This window comes from Ensifer adhaerens (assembly GCF_002940685.1).
GTDB lineage: Bacteria > Pseudomonadota > Alphaproteobacteria > Rhizobiales > Rhizobiaceae > Ensifer > Ensifer adhaerens_E.
On sequence record NZ_PNFP01000023.1, the window covers coordinates 1 to 14,689 of the forward strand.

Genomic DNA, 14,689 nt, shown 5'->3' on the forward strand with positions numbered 1-14,689 from the left:
TGCACTAATGCTGGTTCTAATGCCAGAACATCGCCTAACTGGCTCGTTCAGCAAAATCCGCTCACCGGACGCTCACGCTACAAGCGCCGTGCACTAAAGGAGCAGGGGCTCTGTGGCTCTCTCCGCCGGCAGCACCATCATCGCATCATTGGGATAGGGGCGCTGCAGCGCCTTCGCGTGTTCCCAGTCGGCGGTCATCCAGAGCTCGATATCAGCCTCGCTCGTCAGCAGAACCGGCATTGCCTTGCTATGGATTGGCTTGACGACGTCGTTGGCATCGCAGGTGAGGAAGCCGAACAGCTCGTGCTCGCCGGCACGCGGGTTCTTCGTCGATCCGCGCTCACCTTTCCATGTCGTCCAGATCCCGGCGAAAAAGGCGAGGGGCTGGCCGTCATCGATCACGAACTGGCGCTCGGTCTTCTTCGGTTTCGTGTTTTCCCACTCGATGAATGTCGTCCATGGCACCAGGCAGCGGCTCGGAACGCCGAGCCAGCGGCGCCAATGCGGAGAATCCGTCTTGCGGATATTGGTCACGCCATAATCGGGCTTCCCTTTCGTCACGAACGAAGGTGAGGGCATGCCCCATGTGAGGTTTGCGATCTCGCGCTCCCCGTCCGCGGTGTTCCGAACGACCGGCGCGACCCGATCGGGATAGGCCTCCTGCGACGGGTTCGCCCGGTTGGTGATATCGCGCGTCGCCTTCGACCGGCGCCACAGTTCGTCAAAGAGCACTTCGATCGTGTACTTGTTGCACATGCGTCCTCTCAAGCGTTGCGATTGATCCTGCCAAGTCTCAGGCCGTTGCCTTCACGGTTCCCACATTGGGAGCAGATGAGATGAGGTCGGAGAATGGCGATCGGCGTGTCGGCGCCATACTTCTTCGCGAGCTGCCATCGGTCAAGCCAGTTGGTGTAGCCGCATTGCGCACACCGGGCGCCGATAATGTGCCATTCCGCCAGCTCATTGAAGGTGAGGTGGCCGATGCCTTGCGAAGTATCGATTTCATCGTGCTCGAAACTCACCTCAACTCGCGTCGGCGGTCTGACGCGCTCCTACTCGATTTTGGTAGGTATCGCGCTGGCGGACATCGTCAACGAGCGCCGACAGTAGGCGCCCCCATGCCGTGATACTCCGGCCTGAAGAACGTGCATTGGTATTTGCTCGTCAGTACTGCCAACAGCGCGCGAGTGATGGTGGCCTTGGCATCGTCTCGCCTGTTGGCATCAATGCCGACGAGGTCCTTCGCGACGGCCTCCGGCACCTTCCAAAGTTCCTCGGCCAGTAGGTCAATGATTTCCGTGTCATCGACCGCGACCCCGTCACGCTCAATCCGATGATTGATGCGGATGCCGGTTACGATCGACCGTGCGATCCAGTCAGCGCTCGACTTCTCCCGTCGCCGTGATTGGCCCGTGCCGGCGAATGCTCGCTTTATCGGCGCGCGCGTGGTCGTGAGGCGAATGTAGATGCCTTGATCCAGGCTCTCGTGATCGGTCACAGCCAATCTTCCTCGCTGCCGGCTGGTGTTCTGCCGCACTGTTGAACGAGCATCCCCGCCTGACACCTGGTGGTTAGCTCTGTTTCGCTGGAGGCCAGGTCTCCGGCCGATGCTCAAAACAGAACCATTTGGACGGGCCCTTGCCGATGGCGAAACCGAAGCCGCCCCAATTCTTGCATGCCGGGTGTTCGCACAGATGGACCCATGGTCCGTCGATCGTTTCGTTCGTCACGCCCTGTTCGTCGCTCACAAGACGGTCTCCTCTCTGACTCCTCCCAAAATTGGGGAGTTCGGACGCTAGCAATTGTTCTCTGTTTGTTCTTACATTATCTCAATCTCATGGTCGAGACAATTGGCGAAGCTTTCAGCCTGGGATGGCGACTTAAGGCGCGCTGCGCGTACGGTAAGCGCGAGGGCCTGAAGTCGATTCGCGAATGCACGTGGACCTATGATCTTGACATGCTGACGCTCGTCACCACTCGCGGCCGGGACTTTCCGCTTGCGCTGCTCGCGTCTCGGCTGCGCTGTCCGCGCTGCGGATCGCGCCTGGTTTCGGTGGCGTTCATTCCCCCGGCCGGTGGAGATCTGAAACGGGGCGCGGCCTAAACGTCAATGAACTGGTGAGGATTTCGCCTTGCGGATGATCACGCCGCCAGACTCTTCGAACATCTTGTCTTTGGCGTCGAGCGCGAACCAGTGATTATGCGCCAGTTCGATCAAGGCGTCGGCGACCTCTCGCTCAGCCCAGCCGGCCGCCTCGGCACAGTCGGCCACCGATCTGAAGGCGAATTCGATCGCCATCTGGCAATCCAGATCGCGATCGGGATACGCGCTCTCGCGCTTTGGTGGTGCAAAGGTCGGCTGTTTCGGCATGGCGCTCCTCCTGTACGGCCAGCTTAGACATTTTTGATGTTTCGCGCGTTAATGCGTAATGGCTAAAACAGCGAAGAAAAAGCCGCCTGCCGATCCGATGCCGCGCCGTATCGATCCCTGTGTTGCAACCCTCGTCGACAAGCCGCCGAAAGGTCCGGAGTGGGCCTTTGAGGTGAAATGGGACGGCTACCGGCTCGCGCTCCATGTCGCGCCAGGCGAGGTGAGGGCGATCACGCGTGGCGGCTACGACTGGACCAAGAAATTCGGATCGATCGTCGCAGAGGCCCGCGAGTTGGTGCACGCTTCCCTGATCATCGACGGCGAGGCGGTCGTTCTCGATGAGCAGGGCCGGTCAGATTTCGGGCTGCTGCAGCGCGCCGTCGGCAGAAAGCCGAGCCTGCACGATGCCAACGAGATCATCTTCTATGCCTTCGATCTCCTCTATCTCGACGGCCACGATTTGCGATCATTGCCGCTAGCGGAGCGCCGGCGCAGGCTCGAGCCGATCGTCGCCGACAGGAGGGGCGCCATTCGCTTCTCGGAGGAGATTCACGCCGACGGCGCCGAGTTCTTTCGGGCCGCGTGCGAGCTCGGCCTCGAAGGCATCATCGCCAAGCGCAGGGACGCACCCTATCGGTCCGGCCGCCGGCCGGAGTGGCTGAAGATCAAGTGCGCTCGGCGCGATACCTTTGTGATCGTCGGCTATGAGCCTTCGACCATGCCAGGAGCGGTCGGCCGTTTGCTACTCGCGGCGAAAAAGGGGAACGGGCTCGTCTACGTGGGCGGTTGCGGTACTGGTTGGAGCAACAAGGAAGCGGTAGAGCTTCGTGAACTGCTCGACGCGATCCCCGCGGCGCGGCCGCCTGTGGTGCTGAAACGAAAGGGCGCCGTCTTCTCCGAGCCGCTGCTTGTCGCCGACGTGGAGTATCGAGCCTGGACGCAGGACGGAAAGCTTCGGCATCCGTCGTTCAAGGGCGTCAAGAAACGGACTCGCAATATGAAGATCTATTCTCAGGACGAGTAGACGACGCACCCAGCTTTGGAATCGTGGTATCGCGGAGATAGGCATTTCGGGCCGTGGCAGCGGCGGTGCTTGACTGTCCGCTTCCGGCCAGGCCTGATAAGTTCAGCTGCCGATTGCAGGGCGCAATGCTGCCGTTCACAGAATTAATCGAGGACGTCGCCTTCGGCGCACGGAACCGTGCTCCCACGAGCCCTGCACGAGGGTTATTGCTGGGAACCAAAAGTGCCTTCTGCAATTAGATGCTCGTCCCAAACGGGCGAAGTGGAGGAGAACGTGGTCGACGATCCGACTAAGCGAGGCCGCGACAGGCAGTTTGTTTCGACACAGGAACACGAGGTTGCCTATATCATGCGGGCGGCCAGGCGACACGACAAAGAGTATTGAAGGCCATTAGGGAGGCGGGACCTTCGCGCGAAAAGGTCATGGACCATTTGCGCGGCCGTTCAAACGGAAAGCCCTGAGGCAACCCCTGCGAGACTGTTGCAAGTCTCGCCGCATCGATCACAACCTGATGATGGCCACGTCTGAACTCCATCTGAATGCCCGCGACCTTAAAGCGGTCCGCGGTATCACCGGAAATGAAGATGGCGCCGGCATGGATGCGACCACAGCCAAAAGGGATATTTCACGATCGCCCGATGTGGCGGCTAGGCTGTTCTGCCGAAAGCAGCGCCATCTTTTGACGGCTGGGTTGTTGTGGACCGGAGCCGCATTGACTCGGCCCTTTCCGCGTTGGAAATAAGCCTGATAGTTGCAGAGGGAACAGCCATGGCAGACGACAACAATATCGAGACCGTCGAGACGACGACCACCCCGGCGGAAATTGCGCCGCCGAAAAAGCGCCGGGGCCCGAAGCCGAAGAACGTCGCTGCGGAAGCGACCGCCGAAGCCGCAAAGGCAGATGGTGTCCAGACGGGAAGGGGACGCCGGAAGAAATCTGCGGCGTCCGCCGAAGGGGTGACCGCTGTCGCGGCCGGCGGCAAGACCTCGGCAAAGAACAGCGCCAAGGGCGCCGGAAGGACCCGAGCGCCGAAGCAAACCGCCGCAGCGGCAGCTCCGGTCCTTGACGACATCGCGGACCTGCTTCAGCTCGAAGAAGAGAATGCGCGACTCCGTAAGGCGCTGGCCGAAAAGCTGCGGGCCGAGAACGCGGACCTGCGCAAGCGGCTCGGACTTTCCTGATCGTTTTCGGTGATGGCCGATCGGTCTGCGCGATCGGCCTCCTCCTGCATTTTGGTGGCTTACCGGTCCTAGCAATGGGTGCCGACGCCACCGCGTGAGATGAGGGCGCACGATGAAGTCACCCTGGAAATACCTGGCCGGTTTGGCGACTTTTGGCCGGACAACCAAGGAGCCCGTGAGCCCCTCAGAAGCCGAAACTTCGAAGTCGGACCAGCCATCGTTCGCGCCGGAAAAAGGCATTCCGGTGCCATTGGATCGAAGCGATGACGCTACAAGCGCGACGCTTGACGGGCCCGGCACGTCGGCAGACCCGACCGGTAACCTCGTTGTCCCGGCCGAAATAGTCGAGCCCGTGTCCGCGGCCATTACGGTCGATTCGCCGCGCGCCGACGATCACGGGTTAGAACGCGCACAATCGGCGCGCCTGAGAAAAGTGCAGCGGCGCGTCAGGAAGCCAAGCGCCAGGCCCGTTGCTGTGGTTAAAGCGAACCAGCCGAAGGAAGCGACTATCGTCGTGCGGCCGCCACCGACGTTGTCCGACGAAGTTGCTGCTCTGGATGAAGAGGTCCGGCAGCTGAGGCGGCAGCTCTCAGAAAAGCTGCGGCTGCAGAACAAGCAGCTTGCAGGATTGCTGAAGCGGTTTGACAGATCGTGATCTGAGCGCGCTTTTCGACAGTCGTTTGACCCGAGCACGACGAACGCAACATTAAGTGGCATAGCATCCACACGTTCGCCCCGCACGCGGGGCGACAAGATCAAGTGGTCTGTTTTTCTGGCCGCGCCCGTGTCCGCGGGCGATATCCGCGCCGCAACTTGCGGCGCGCCAAATCAAGGAAGAGGCCGACCGCGTCTTCTTCGCGCGAAAACTGATGCGCCGCCGTTTGTCCGCGCGCGCCAATCCGTCCCCAGCGACGTGTGAGGTAGACTTCTCCGAAGAGGTTGCTGCCGATCTCGAGCGAATAGAAGCGCGCCATGTTCTTCGTCGCGTCCTTGCGTTCGATATAGAGGCGATAGGGCTGCGTGATCATGCGCGCAGAGTCGCGCGTTGCGCCGCGCCCGTCCAACGAGAGTTATGAATCGATTGAGCCTGACTGATTCATTTTCGTGATGGACCGGTCTGTCGATGCGCAGCGATCGCCGCCCGCGAGCTGCCAAGTAGGGAGCCAGAGCATCTATCTAGCGCGGTTTTTCCTTCCTTCTCAGAAGGGCGCTCCGGATCGCGTCCGTCTTTGTCGGTTGAGCCGGAGATGCCGACTTGGGCTTGCTGGATCCGTCGCGGGCTTGGAAGCCTTCATACTTCCTGAGCGCATCCATCCGGTCGGCATCCGAGACAGGTTCGACCGGCTCGCCATTGATGTCATGGCGGACTGACCCGGCCTTTGCCACCGCCATCTGATAGCGTCGCGAGTGCACATAGGTTGCCACCGCCTTGCGCAGAGCCGAGACGCTGACTTCCGGTTTCAGCAGGGGACGGACGTCATTCCAGAGCCCGAGCGCAAAGGGTCTGACCGGGTCACCAACTTTCGCCGGAAGAATCCCGATTGGCCGGGTGAGGAGAGCGTTAATCGCCGCGGTTTTCGCGACCTCTCGTTCTCGCGCCAGAACCGGCGCAGAACCCGTTCGGGGAGATTTCGTCGCGTCCGCTTTCTGACCCATCGCAGCCCCCGCCAATCCAGGATGTCACGCTTTAAGAATACGTCATTCGACGGCACGAACCAGCGACATCAGCTTGCGTTCCAAGGCATCTATAGCGTGTGTGCCGGAACGTGAAGTGCGGCGAGCCACGGCCCACGTGTGCCGTCAAGGAGAGGCGCACCTGCCTGATAATTCCTGTAGTAGACGGCGAGTCGCCTTTATCCTATCGGTTGCACATGAAAACGAGCCTGGAACATCTTCCCGAGAAGAAGCAGCGCGAGCTTGCCCGCGTCGTGGAGATCATCCACCAGGAGTTTGCCGATGCGCTCGAGGGCGGCTCGGCCGACTTCAAGAAGCGCGGTCGGATTCTGAAAATCATCCTGTTCGGTTCCTACGCCCGCGGCACCTATGTCGACGAACCGCACACGATGAAGGGCTACCGTTCTGATTACGACATCCTCGTTATCGTCAATTCGAAGAAGCTTGCGGAACCGGAGTATTGGGACAAGGCGAACGACCGGTTGATGTGGGACAAAACTGTTTCGACGCCGGTTGGGCTGATTGTCCATGGCGCCCGAGAGGTGAACAACTTCCTCGCGGATGGCCAATATTTCTTCGTCGACATTCTGCGCGAAGGCATTGTGCTTTACGAGCTCGATGACCGGCCGCTGGCCGAGCCGAAACGGCTCTCCCCAGCTGATGCGTTTCGATTTGCCAAGGAGTATTTCGATGACCGGATACCTCACGCCAGGGTCTTCTTAAAGACTGCAACGTTCTGCGTCAGGGAAGAGGACCTCAAAGAAGCGGCCTTTCTACTGCACCAAGCGATCGAACAATCGTACGCGGCGGTTCTCTTGGTCCTTACCAACTATAGCCCGCCGTCGCACAACCTCAAATTTCTCCGTGGTCTTGCCGAGGATCGTGATCAGCGACTGGTCGAAGCCTGGCCACGCGACCAGCATCGCTTTACCGCCTGGTATAACGTTCTCAACGAAGCCTATGTGAAAGCACGCTACTCCAAGCACTTCGAGATTACCGACGAGGGGCTCGGCTGGCTGCTCGAGCGGACGAAGCATCTCCTCAGTCTCGTCGAGACGGTCTGTCAGGAGCGGTTAAGCGAACTCGCACGGGCAGCGGACGCGACCTAACTCTGCGCTCGCGCGCAGGTCAGCCCGTCATCAAGCCTCGGCCTTCGTCTTCGATCGGCCGAGCGGCGCGCCCATCAAAGGTGCGACAGCCTCGAGCACCGCAGGCGCGATCTGGAATTGCCGCGCCATGCCGCGCCCCATGGAGTTGTTGCCCATTTCCTCGACGAGAAGGCCGCGCGCAACCAGTGGGTCGACCGTCTGGGCAGCTACGTTTCTCGCGAGACCGGTCGTGTCCACGAGTTGTGTCAGCGTGATCGGCGAGCCGGTGGCATGAAGTTTCTCGACCACGATCACCGTCATGAGCGCGATCTGTTTGAGGCGGGCAGCCGCCGTTTCGTCCTCCAGCGGATTGGCCATGATCTGCCTGGTGACCATAGTCAAAAGCGCAAGTTCAAACTGCATCGAATGCTCCCTCGAATTCTGGCTCAGCATAACAGGCGTGCTTCGCCGCAGTGGTCGGGCTTTGGGCCTGCAACGACTTCAGCTCTCGGGCCGAAGCTTCCCTCGGAGACGGTCAAAACCGCTCAAGCATTCTCTTGAGCTCCGCATTTTGCGCACGAAGCTTGTTCGCCAGCAGGTGCCGAAGACGCTTGTTTTCGGCGTCAAGCGTGGCCAGATCGTCCGAAGTAGTCGCTGCTGTCACAGCCCTCGCCGGTGGCACAGCTTTTGCGCTCGGAACAGGTGCCGGCAAGACCCGAGCAACTCGTTTCTGAGGGGCCTTTTTGAGGGCCTTAACAGTCTTGAACACTGCTGCCGGCTCGATTGCGGTTGGCGCGGGGCCGGGAACCTCATCGGTGACAGCTGAAACGGATCCGAGGCTGCCTGCGCTTATCGGATTTGTCGGCGGCTCAGGAGCGACATCTTCTACCGCAAGCTCGCTTGCAGGAATTGAAGCATTTGTGCCAGGCGCTGGTTCCCTGACGTCTTGAACAGAAGCCTTCCCGGCCCCGAACAGATGAGAGGATTGATCTTCAACCTCGCGGGCGAGCGCCTTGAGATCTGTGTCCCCCCAAATCGAGTTTCCTCCACTCTTTGGCAGGCGGCGACCGGATTTAAACTCAACAACGAATCTGCGTTGTGGTGTTTTCATGAGTACTGCACCTGAAGTTTGCTGATGTGCCGCATTCTACTGAGCCCCCAATACAGCGCAGAACTGCTCGTTTCAACGGTCCTGCGCGCGAACAGCTTCCTCCTCAAGCCGGACCACATCTACTCATATGCGTCGATGAGAAACCCCTAAAATTAGGGGGAACAAAAATGGTCAGAGACCAGAACGAAGGCGCAACCGACAGTTACGGTAACGGCGGGCCGCAGTATCAAGTAGAGCGAAGCCGGACGAAATAGACGTAAGGCACGTGACCAGGAGCCGCTCGGCCAAATTGCTGCGCGCTCAAAGACAGGTGCTTCAAGCAGGAAGAGAGCTTTCTCACCTCTTAGCCACCGCAGCCGCTGGCTCCGCCGGCGTCATGCGCTTCAGGAGTCCGATCAGATCGCGCATGGTGTCATGCGGCAACTGCTCGATGAGTTTCGTCAAAGTCCGACGGTCCTCTGCTTCTTCAAGTGTCTTGCCCCAAAGGTGGGGAGCGGTTTCGAAAATCATGTCCATCGGCATGAAGCCCATCAGTTCACAGAGATGAATAAGGCGAGGAACAGTCATGCGCGACTCGGAGCGTTCGTATCTCCCGTAAACGGACACGGAAAGTCCAAGCAGTTGCGCCACGTCGGCGCGGGAAAGCCCCTTGTCCTCTCGCGTTTTCTTGAGGAAGGCGGAGATGCGCTCATCCATTTGATGTGATGTTTGGATGCCGTCGAAGCCAGTCTTTCGATAGACGGGCCGCTCAAGCTCGGGATCAGTTGTTTCCACCAAATCTCGAGCGCGCATATAGCTGCTTAAATCACTCACCGATCATACCCTCTTCTGCGAGCCGCCCTCGGCAGCCACTATGCACCCAGTTGCAGCAATTTGGCACGTCCATCCCAGATGAACGCTGCGGAGTCCACTATCTTTTTGGGGGAATTTTCGATGGAGAACTTCCCTCAGGCCGTGAACCGAAATGCTTCAACATTGCCCGGAGATTCGAGCCTATTTGCGCCTAGAAGAGAGCAATCGGGAAAATAGCGCAACTAGCGATTCTTAGCGGCTATCCTCTTCCAACCGCCAGACTTCGCTCGGAAAACAGCGTCAATGTGTTTTGTTACTGATCCCGGCCGAGCCGCGTCGCCTGTGCGCTGGCGGAGTCTGTCTGAGAAACTCGAAGGCTGCGACCGACGTTAATCCAGAGCCAATACGATGCTCACGTACGTCTCATCTCGCCCGTGCGAGCAACTGCGGTCTCGCTTCAACATCCGTCGGCAAATGACGTTTTCGGGTATCGCAGCCGGATCCTGTTGGGCCAATTTGCTTTCGGTCAGAGCTCTTTTCCCCTGGGGCAATTCACCGAAGACGCAGCCGAAAGGGAAACCGTGGGCGATCTTCGGTTAATAGCCGTTTTCTTTGAGATACTGGTCGATTGCGGCCTGCATGATCTTAGTCATCTTCACGTCGTTTTCGAAGGAGGCTCTCTCCAGCCGTTTCTTCGTCTCATAGTTCAATGGGCAGTTGACGTAATGTTTGGATTCGCGATCGCGCGCCCTCTTCAGGTCACGGAGGCGAACTCTCGAATCTTCTCGCTGTAGCGCCTTGCTCACCGACCGCTCGCGCCGAGCCTCTTCTGTCGGTGCTATCAAGCGGCTTGGCGGTTGATCAGCCTCGACAGCGTGCGGCGCGGGGGCCTTAGGCTGTGTTTCGGCGCCAACTTCCTCTGACATCCGCTCCGAGTTCAGGAGAGCATCACCCTGTTTCGCGGCCGGGTCCACTGTGCGGCTGCGGCGGGGTGCGACCGCAAAGTCTGAAACCGTTGTTTGACCCTTAGCCATTCGCCGCTACCTCTTTCTGTCCCGACAGCAGATCCTCGATGTTCTGAACCAGGCTCATCACTTCGGCTCTCGCTTTCTTTACCGGATCCGTGAGGTCCAACATCTGCAAAGTGCCGTAGCCGTTTCGGATCTCACGATAGCAATTGCGCTCCATGAGTTCGGTCTCGAGCAGATAGGAGTCGTAGCCGCCTTCGCGCAGGTTCTCCACAAAAGGTCTGATCAGCCGATATGCTTCAAGCGCTCTGGCCGGCAACGTTATCCTGGTGACTAGATTGGCGTGGGGGATCAGGCGGCCTACTTTGTCCGAGATATCGGCAGTGTCGGCCGCGGCCTGTCCTGCAGCTTTGATCTCATCCTGGTTCGGTTGGATTGGCGTGAGCACGATATCTGATCCGGAGATGATCGCATCTCTCAGAACGGTGTCCTGACCGGGGGAGTCTATCAGAACGACGTCGAACCTGTTCGCGTCATTCTCCAGAAGCAGTTCTATAGCGGTTTGGCGCGCGGCGGTGACCAGCTCCATGTTTTCGGGAAGGTTGTCTTTCGCCTCGCTGCGTTTCCACCATTCCTGCAGGTTTTGGCGGCCGTCGGCATCGACGAGAAGGACGCGTTTTCCTTGAAGGGCATATTCCCCCGCGATCAGAATTGCCGCTGTCGTCTTTCCGGCTCCGCCTTTGCCGCTGACGGCTGAAATGCATAGAGGCATATGTGGCAACTCCTCTTGCCAGCCGATTAGGTGTCTCGGCCGCTCGTTGGGTGTGCGGCTATTTCCAGGCCGACGCACACATGATGTGAGCAATCGCCCACACGATATCGCAACATGCTACTACCATACGGTGTAGACGATCTCCGTCATTAAACCAAGCCCGCACCGTGTGAATAATCATTCCCATGGTGTGTCAGTGTGTTCATGTGAGCACATCGTGTGGAGATTCCGTGTTGCTAACTCGTGTGGAATTTTCACACGACGGTGAATGCGGACATCTGACGGCTGCTCCTGCAGGCGCCGTCAGTTCAGTGAACCCCGGAGCCGCGTGAGGCCGGCTTTGACGCTCGCACGGAAGCCGCAAGGGCGAAGAGCGGAGCGTCCCTTGCGGCTGAGTACGAGGGGCAGACAAAGGCCTTCAGGAGCGGATCTCGGAGGTGAACCCTGGTGAGCGTTTCCACGTTGTGAGGACCGGGCGAAGTCCCGGTCCTAGGAACTAAACGGGCGAGCGAAGCGAGTGCGGCTCGAAGTTGTTAGGGTGAATTGATCTATATTGAGAGTGGCAGGATACGGAAAAATGTGCTACGCCATTTTCCACAATCGAGGGACGAGCCCTCGATCAACTGTCGCAAGCGGCAGTAGGGGGCCAGAGGCGATATGGAAGACGGCAAATTCACCGCACCATTGGAGGCCGTGAAGAAAGACCGAACCCTGCATGTGCGGGTGACTGATGACGAGCATGCGTCGATCGAGAAGGCCGCAGTAGACGCGGGCATGACCGTCTCCAGCTTTTTCCGTTCCTTGAATTTGGAAGGGGCGGGCGTTCGGCCGATCCTGACGGGGGAGGATCGCCTGGTGATGGCAGCGCTGCTTGAAGATATGCGGATGATCGGCATCAATCTCAATCAGGTCGCACGGGCTCTGAACAGCGGCCGCGGCGTTCATCCAAGTGAGCTGGATATCAACCTTGAGAACGTGCAACGCATCCAGGCGGCAGTGATGAGCGAGCTTCGCTCTCTGGCGCGGCGGGCCGGCTACCAGCGCCGAGGGGAGACGTAACCCTTGGAAATCTTCTTCGGCGCATTCACCAGCGAATGGGAACAGCGGCGTGCAGCGCTGTTGCATGAGATGGCGTCGGGTGGCGGGGGTGCCGCGGCCGAGGAAGAGATGCGCAAGCGGCTGAAACAATTGGCGGAGCTCGGCGCTGGTGGTGGCGGTTCTCGTGGAGGAGGGAGCACTGGATCGAAGAGCCGCAGAGCTGCTCGCATCCAGGCGATGCCGGCGGCGGCAAGTCGGCCGATGGAGGCGAGGCTTGCCGCGATCGCCAAGGGAAGCCAGCCGGCGGTTGTCAAAATGGCATCCTATGGGGGCGGGGCGCGCGTCGGGGCGATGCTAAACTACGTGTCCCGATCCGGGGAGCTGAAGGTTGAGGACGAAAACGGCAGAGTCCTTGAGGGGCGCGAGGAACTGGCCCGGGTGCGCGGTGATTGGGATCATCTTTTCCAGAACCGCGCCGAAAGCCGTGACATCGCGAGCTTCAGCGTCGAGATAGCGAATTCCGGCCTAACGTCCGAGGACGCTTTGCATGAGCAGGTGCGAAGCACGTTATCGAGCGGCTTCGGTGATCGCCGTTATGCCTATGCCATCGAGAAAACAGCGGACCGATCAATATCGGTTACAGGGCTCGTGGTCCTCAGAAGCTTGCAGGGTGAGCGGCTGACAGGTGAAGCGAAAGCGGCCGGCATCATTCAAAGCCGATATGATGTCAGTGCGGCCGCCAACGAGGCCGGCGCGACGTTCTCGTTTCTTGGCTACGGGAATGGCGTCGAGTTCGGCGCCAGCCGTTTGCGTGGTCTGGTCGAGCAGCATCAGGACGTTCGCGATGACCGCGGCCAGCCGGTATCTGACGAAAAGACGGCTGGCGATCTGGTGCAGAAGGAATGGCGCGGCGAGCTGCATAGCCGAAAGAGCCGCGACGTGATGCACGTCATCATGTCGGCGCGCGCTGGAACGGATGTGGCGGCCTTCGAACGGGCAGCACGCGATTTCCTGGCGCACCAGTTCGCGGGGCATCGCTACGTCTTTGCCATGCACGATCCTGTCAGCGACCCGAAAGAGGCAGGTGAGGGCGGTAAGCGACCACACGTTCATGCGCATGCGATCGTCGCCATGAGGTCGGATGCCGGCGATCGCATCGAGACCACGCCTGCGGTGTTTCGTGAATGGCGATCGGTCATGGCTGAGAAGGCGCGGGAACATGGGATTAAGATGGAGATGACGGATCGGCGCGAGTTCGCCACTCCGCCGGCGTTCACGCGCACTCAGGTTCGGCCGGTGAGCCGCGACGGCCGCACGGAACATGTCGGAACCAGCGAGCCGGCGCAGGTTCGATACGACGCCAAGCGCAGCGGCCGGCGCACCATTGCAAAGAGCGACAGGAGTCGCCAGTACATCATATTGGCGCAGGAATCGTGGCAGAAGGTCGCCGTAGCGAGTGGAGACCGTCGAACTGTTGCCTATGCCACACAGCACAGAGAATATCTAGAATCTGGGCTTTCAGCGATGAAAATGCCGGAAAGCGCCCGCGTCATTCCTGTAGATTTCGGGTCGAATTTCCGCACCAATTTGGTTACATTCCAGGAGATGGTCTTGGAGGGTCAAGAATTGCGCGAATCGACACGAGCAGAGTTTGAGGCTTACGAGAAGAGGGTCGAAACGGCCTTGTTCAAATTGGAGCGCACCGTGGCTCCAGATGATCGCGCCGACTTCGATGAGGTCGCCGGGCTTGCCCGAGATTTCGTCAATCAGAAGCGCGAGCTGGTCGAACTCTACGAACAACGTAAGGAGGGTCTGGCGGAGCAGGTCAGCGAAGAGGCGCGTGATCCGGTCAACGAGGAATGGGATGGTTCGGTCTCCAAGCACGGCGAGGCTGTCGTCGAGGCTGGCAATGAAGCGCTGATCGACATCGACCACTACCGCCAGGGGCTTGATCGCATCGAGGCCGGAGAGTTTTCGGCCGACGGCAAGGCGGCAATGCAGGCCGGGCTTGACCAGGCGGTGCAGCGTGCCGCGCAAATGGCGATCGAGGGCAACAGGTATCTTCGAGACGTAGCAGAGCAAGATCCGGATCTACAACGTTCGATCGACCAGGCGGAAAACAAATCCGATCGTCCGTCGGACGTAAAGGACAAGGCGGGGAATTCGACTGCCGAGACCGTCGATGAACAGCAGCGCGATTTGCGTGCCGAGCCGGATCCAACGCCGATCGATAACGATGCGCTGGACTCTCACGAGCTCGCTTCCACCGTCGATGCTACAAATAGACTGCAAGATCGGTTAAATAAGGATCGGGAAGCCGCACAACGTACCGGAGAGACCACCCGCACGGATCCCGTTCAACAGCATATCCCTCGCCTCGAAGAGCTTGAGCAGGAACAGATCGAACGGAAGGAACGCGACCGCGACGATCGGGACCGTTAAGGCAAAATGTTGAACGATAACCGGCAGCAATACGTCATTCAGACCAATGACACCAAAGGCGACGAAGGGTTTGGTAAGTTCTTCGGCGCGGTAATCGTGTTAGTGATGTTTCTTGGCTTGGTCCAAATGGCCTTTGATACGATCACGGTTTGGTATCGAGACACTATGGCCTGGGTTGACGACACCGCGACCTACCTGGGCAGCTTCTGGCCATTCTAAAGCTCGCT

General features: G+C 59.4%; 20 protein-coding genes and 1 pseudogene. 9 read left to right on the forward strand and 12 right to left on the reverse strand.

Annotated features, from left to right (window positions below; genetic code table 11):
* Nucleotides 1–93 precede the first annotated feature (93 nt).
* The 4 genes from C1A35_RS31500 to C1A35_RS36480 all read right to left on the reverse strand — a co-directional run bounded on the left by C1A35_RS31500 (nucleotide 94) and on the right by C1A35_RS36480 (nucleotide 1,748).
* On the reverse strand, nucleotides 94–756 hold the full coding sequence (locus C1A35_RS31500; RefSeq protein ID WP_104668178.1) for an SOS response-associated peptidase: 663 nt from the start codon (nucleotides 754–756) through the stop codon (nucleotides 94–96).
* Between the two features lie 8 nt (nucleotides 757–764).
* Complete coding sequence (locus C1A35_RS31505) at nucleotides 765–1,022, reverse strand: hypothetical protein (protein ID WP_104668179.1); 258 nt, start codon at nucleotides 1,020–1,022, stop codon at nucleotides 765–767.
* A gap of 68 nt (nucleotides 1,023–1,090) precedes the next feature.
* The gene (locus C1A35_RS31510; protein WP_104668180.1) at nucleotides 1,091–1,498 is read right to left on the reverse strand and encodes a hypothetical protein; all 408 of its coding nucleotides are present in this window, start codon (nucleotides 1,496–1,498) and stop codon (nucleotides 1,091–1,093) included.
* A 73-nt stretch (nucleotides 1,499–1,571) separates the two neighbouring features.
* Nucleotides 1,572–1,748: a hypothetical protein gene (locus C1A35_RS36480; RefSeq protein ID WP_199773080.1), complete on the reverse strand. Its 177-nt coding sequence runs from the start codon at nucleotides 1,746–1,748 to the stop codon at nucleotides 1,572–1,574.
* A 209-nt stretch (nucleotides 1,749–1,957) separates the two neighbouring features.
* Between C1A35_RS36480 and C1A35_RS36855 the strand changes: the two genes are divergently transcribed.
* Nucleotides 1,958–2,104 carry a hypothetical protein gene (locus tag C1A35_RS36855; RefSeq protein ID WP_234823080.1) on the forward strand — a complete coding sequence of 49 codons (147 nt, stop codon included), beginning with the start codon at nucleotides 1,958–1,960 and terminating at the stop codon, nucleotides 2,102–2,104.
* A 3-nt stretch (nucleotides 2,105–2,107) separates the two neighbouring features.
* On the opposite strand, the gene C1A35_RS31520 is transcribed toward C1A35_RS36855, so the two are convergent.
* Nucleotides 2,108–2,371: a hypothetical protein gene (locus tag C1A35_RS31520; RefSeq protein ID WP_104668181.1), complete on the reverse strand. Its 264-nt coding sequence runs from the start codon at nucleotides 2,369–2,371 to the stop codon at nucleotides 2,108–2,110.
* A 58-nt stretch (nucleotides 2,372–2,429) separates the two neighbouring features.
* Here C1A35_RS31520 and ligD point away from each other — a divergent pair, with 58 nt between their 5' ends.
* From ligD to C1A35_RS31540, 4 genes and pseudogenes are all read left to right on the forward strand, one after another.
* Nucleotides 2,430–3,395, forward strand: coding sequence for a non-homologous end-joining DNA ligase (gene ligD / locus C1A35_RS31525; protein WP_104668182.1), 966 nt, complete (start codon nucleotides 2,430–2,432; stop codon nucleotides 3,393–3,395).
* A gap of 273 nt (nucleotides 3,396–3,668) precedes the next feature.
* Nucleotides 3,669–3,856, forward strand: a pseudogene (locus C1A35_RS36860) (DUF3606 domain-containing protein).
* A gap of 307 nt (nucleotides 3,857–4,163) precedes the next feature.
* Nucleotides 4,164–4,577 (forward strand): SyrB-like regulator, encoded by a 414-nt coding sequence (locus C1A35_RS31535; protein ID WP_104668183.1) that lies wholly within the window; start codon nucleotides 4,164–4,166, stop codon nucleotides 4,575–4,577.
* A gap of 112 nt (nucleotides 4,578–4,689) precedes the next feature.
* Complete coding sequence (locus C1A35_RS31540; protein WP_104668184.1) at nucleotides 4,690–5,232, forward strand: hypothetical protein; 543 nt, start codon at nucleotides 4,690–4,692, stop codon at nucleotides 5,230–5,232.
* A gap of 100 nt (nucleotides 5,233–5,332) precedes the next feature.
* On the opposite strand, the gene C1A35_RS31545 is transcribed toward C1A35_RS31540, so the two are convergent.
* Together C1A35_RS31545 and C1A35_RS31550 are read right to left on the reverse strand one after the other, a co-directional pair.
* A complete protein-coding gene (locus C1A35_RS31545) occupies nucleotides 5,333–5,641 on the reverse strand; it encodes a WGR domain-containing protein (protein ID WP_234823081.1) in 309 nt (102 codons plus the stop codon).
* Nucleotides 5,642–5,753: 112 nt separating this feature from the next.
* Entirely contained in the window at nucleotides 5,754–6,248 is a 495-nt protein-coding gene (locus tag C1A35_RS31550; protein ID WP_234823082.1) for a ProQ/FINO family protein, read from the reverse strand.
* Between the two features lie 200 nt (nucleotides 6,249–6,448).
* On the opposite strand from C1A35_RS31550, the gene C1A35_RS31555 reads away from it, so the two are divergent.
* Nucleotides 6,449–7,360 (forward strand): nucleotidyltransferase and HEPN domain-containing protein, encoded by a 912-nt coding sequence (locus C1A35_RS31555; protein ID WP_104668186.1) that lies wholly within the window; start codon nucleotides 6,449–6,451, stop codon nucleotides 7,358–7,360.
* Between the two features lie 30 nt (nucleotides 7,361–7,390).
* Here the strand turns inward: C1A35_RS31555 and C1A35_RS31560 are convergent, their stop codons facing one another.
* The 5 genes from C1A35_RS31560 to C1A35_RS31575 all read right to left on the reverse strand — a co-directional run bounded on the left by C1A35_RS31560 (nucleotide 7,391) and on the right by C1A35_RS31575 (nucleotide 10,982).
* Entirely contained in the window at nucleotides 7,391–7,762 is a 372-nt protein-coding gene (locus C1A35_RS31560; protein ID WP_104668267.1) for a hypothetical protein, read from the reverse strand.
* Between the two features lie 112 nt (nucleotides 7,763–7,874).
* Nucleotides 7,875–8,450 (reverse strand): hypothetical protein, encoded by a 576-nt coding sequence (locus tag C1A35_RS36130; RefSeq protein ID WP_158665212.1) that lies wholly within the window; start codon nucleotides 8,448–8,450, stop codon nucleotides 7,875–7,877.
* A gap of 336 nt (nucleotides 8,451–8,786) precedes the next feature.
* Nucleotides 8,787–9,242 carry a helix-turn-helix transcriptional regulator gene (locus C1A35_RS31565; RefSeq protein WP_104668187.1) on the reverse strand — a complete coding sequence of 152 codons (456 nt, stop codon included), beginning with the start codon at nucleotides 9,240–9,242 and terminating at the stop codon, nucleotides 8,787–8,789.
* Nucleotides 9,243–9,838: 596 nt separating this feature from the next.
* Nucleotides 9,839–10,276 (reverse strand): hypothetical protein, encoded by a 438-nt coding sequence (locus C1A35_RS36865; RefSeq protein ID WP_234823083.1) that lies wholly within the window; start codon nucleotides 10,274–10,276, stop codon nucleotides 9,839–9,841.
* Nucleotides 10,269–10,982, reverse strand: coding sequence for a ParA family protein (locus C1A35_RS31575; protein ID WP_104668188.1), 714 nt, complete (start codon nucleotides 10,980–10,982; stop codon nucleotides 10,269–10,271). Before C1A35_RS31575 ends, C1A35_RS36865 begins: the two co-directional genes overlap by 8 nt.
* A gap of 657 nt (nucleotides 10,983–11,639) precedes the next feature.
* Between C1A35_RS31575 and C1A35_RS31580 the strand changes: the two genes are divergently transcribed.
* From C1A35_RS31580 to C1A35_RS31590, 3 genes are read left to right on the forward strand one after another with little or no spacing between them, the layout of a single operon-like run.
* A complete protein-coding gene (locus C1A35_RS31580) occupies nucleotides 11,640–12,041 on the forward strand; it encodes a MobC family plasmid mobilization relaxosome protein (RefSeq protein ID WP_104668189.1) in 402 nt (133 codons plus the stop codon).
* 3 nt (nucleotides 12,042–12,044) lie between these two features.
* Nucleotides 12,045–14,462: a relaxase/mobilization nuclease domain-containing protein gene (locus tag C1A35_RS31585; protein WP_104668190.1), complete on the forward strand. Its 2,418-nt coding sequence runs from the start codon at nucleotides 12,045–12,047 to the stop codon at nucleotides 14,460–14,462.
* Between the two features lie 6 nt (nucleotides 14,463–14,468).
* Nucleotides 14,469–14,681 carry a hypothetical protein gene (locus C1A35_RS31590; protein WP_104668191.1) on the forward strand — a complete coding sequence of 71 codons (213 nt, stop codon included), beginning with the start codon at nucleotides 14,469–14,471 and terminating at the stop codon, nucleotides 14,679–14,681.
* Nucleotides 14,682–14,689 lie beyond the last annotated feature (8 nt).